The organism is Rhodococcus olei, assembly GCF_039540555.1.
Lineage (GTDB): Bacteria > Actinomycetota > Actinomycetes > Mycobacteriales > Mycobacteriaceae > Rhodococcus_G > Rhodococcus_G olei.
Genome location: NZ_BAABFB010000037.1, coordinates 1 through 2,206, shown reverse-complemented (window position 1 = coordinate 2,206; position 2,206 = coordinate 1). Strand labels below are relative to the sequence as shown.

The 2,206-nt window shown below is 67.5% G+C and carries 2 protein-coding genes and 1 pseudogene; 1 reads left to right on the top strand and 2 read right to left on the bottom strand.

Translation table 11 applies throughout. The annotated features are described in order from the left end of the window. Nucleotides 1–326, bottom strand: a pseudogene (locus ABD951_RS11770) (ZIP family metal transporter); the annotation flags it as partial. Between the two features lie 575 nt (nt 327–901). On the opposite strand from ABD951_RS11770, the gene ABD951_RS11765 reads away from it, so the two are divergent. Continuing rightward, nucleotides 902–1,576 carry a hypothetical protein gene (locus ABD951_RS11765; RefSeq protein WP_345344923.1) on the top strand — a complete coding sequence of 225 codons (675 nt, stop codon included), beginning with the start codon at nt 902–904 and terminating at the stop codon, nt 1,574–1,576. 251 nt (nt 1,577–1,827) lie between these two features. Here ABD951_RS11765 and ABD951_RS11760 read toward each other — a convergent pair. After that, nucleotides 1,828–2,206: phosphatidylglycerol lysyltransferase domain-containing protein (locus tag ABD951_RS11760; RefSeq protein ID WP_345344922.1), on the bottom strand; the 379-nt coding region annotated here is incomplete at its 5' end.

The following is a 2,206-nucleotide window of genomic DNA, read 5'->3' as shown; positions in this document are numbered from 1 at the left end:
GGGCCCGCGGCGTGGGCGCTGTCGGCGCGGCGGGCGACCCGGCGGTCGAAGTAGACCAAGCCCAGCAGGCCCAGGCCGAAGCAGCCGACGAAGACGAGCCCGTTGCCGATCGCCGGACCGTAGTCGTGTTCGCTCAAGGTGGTGTCGATCGGCTCCCACGCGTGGTCGAGCACATCCCACAGGAGAAAGACCAGGATCCCGATTGCGAGCGCGTTGAGCAGTGCACGGAGCCGTGGCGTGGGTGTCTTGAGCCGTCCGATGGGTAGGCCGAGGAAGATGGTGAATCCGGCGACGGCGCCGAGCAGTGCGATGCTGGTTGGACTCATCTGGTCTACCTTCGGTCGGTTTGCGCTGCCCCACCAAGACAGATCTTTTAGGTAAGGCTAGCCGTAGCGAATTCGGGTGTCGAGCCGCCGATACGGGCACCCCCGTGCCGCCCCGCACGACGCCGTGGCTGCGCCGAGAGGCGACCCCCGCCGGATCACCCGTCGTCGCGGTTGCAGCAGCCCGCGTCCGGTGTCTCGCTCGTGCTCCGAGACGATGCCCGAACACCAGGAGCCTCCAGTACCGACCGTGCACATGCGGTCGGCCGGCGTTGCCGGGCGGTAACGGCCTCACGCCATTCACCCTGGCAGGGGCCGGTTTCAGGCCTTCAGCCGCCCGAGTCCACCGGGACCCGACCGGGCGGCCTACCAACCTGCCACGGTGCCGGGCGTCGAGAACCTGCACCGAACGTGGTCACTCGTCGACTTCACTTCCTCGACCTGGCTGATCGGGTCGCCGAACGGGCCGGCGTGGAGCGCCGGCGGACCGGTCCGGCCGGCGGCACGCGCGTTCCTCGCGAGCACCTACGGCCTCGCTGACCCGGTGGCATCATGGCGGTGTGGATCAGGTCCTGCAAATGTTCGGGCACTACTGGTGGCTGATCTTCGTCTTCGGTGGCAGCATCGGTGGCGCGTGGAGGCGTGCGCTCGCGGCCAACCAGCGGCGCATCGATCGGCGGGAAGAACGCTACCGGCTCAAGCAGCAGACAAAGATCGCGGTGGCGCAAGCCAAGGCGCAGGGCCACGTCGACGCGCAGACGCAACGACGTGAGATCGCCAAGGCCATCGGCGAGCACGAACAAACGGATGCGCGATGGTTCGGCTACGAGATGGACCTGGTCACGCTGCTCGATTTTCCCATGATGACCGATATGCGCGAACCGTTGACGGTGGACTTTCACAAGGCCCGGCATCGCGCGGACCTGCTGCGGCCGACGGATCCCGAATCGATGGTGGGTGACCAGCCCGCGCTGAGCGAGTACCGAGAAGCAGTGCACACCTATACGATCACGTTCGACGTTGCCGAGGCGGAGGCGAAACGACGCCGCCGTGGCAACTTCACCCCCGAGGAACAAGAGCGACTGGTGCGCGCACAGCGGTTGCTGCGACTGGCCCTCGACGACGCTGCCACTGCACAGGAGCGGCAGAACGCATATCTGAAGGCCCGCAAGGAACTCGACGGGCTGATTGTGCTCCCGTCGTCCGCCCGGGCGCAGCTGGAGCACCGAATCGCGGGCCAAATCGAAGCCTGAGCATTGTCGCGGCGCCAGGGGCGACGTTGCCCGGCCGGTTACGAGGACCTAGCCAGCGGCACAACTCACCTCACGATCGTCCCCCTCCGGACCGAGTTGTTGCCGGGCACCAATTCAATCGCCGGAGTGTTTAGGGGCCGAAGCATCGCCGACATTGGGTACCGGCGTAGCGAACGATGAAACAGACCGGTCTCGCTCGCCGCGGGTCGGGTCGTGTTGTGGCGATTGAAAAATGCATGCCTGGGTCCTTCTCAGTGGTCGGTCCCGTGTCCGGCGCGGTGCGGCGCGAACTCGAGCGTCAGCGCCGCGAACGCCGCGATCGGCAGGATCCGCAGGCTCAGCAGCGCGTAGCGACGCTCGTCGAGCGCGTGGTACTTGGCCAGGTACCGGTACAGGGACTCGAGTTCGAGCAGCGGGTCGCCGAGGTGGACGGCGTTGTAGAGCACCCGCCGCGACCAGCGGCGGTTCCGGTCGTCGAACAGTTCCGGGAAGGCAGCGAACGCCAGGGACACCCGCTCGCCGCCATGCTCGCGGGCGTGGTCCACCATCGCGACGCTCAGACGCTCGTCGATGCCGTTCGGCGCCCCCGGCCTGCGCCACGGCACGTCGAGGCTGATCTCGGTTCCGCCG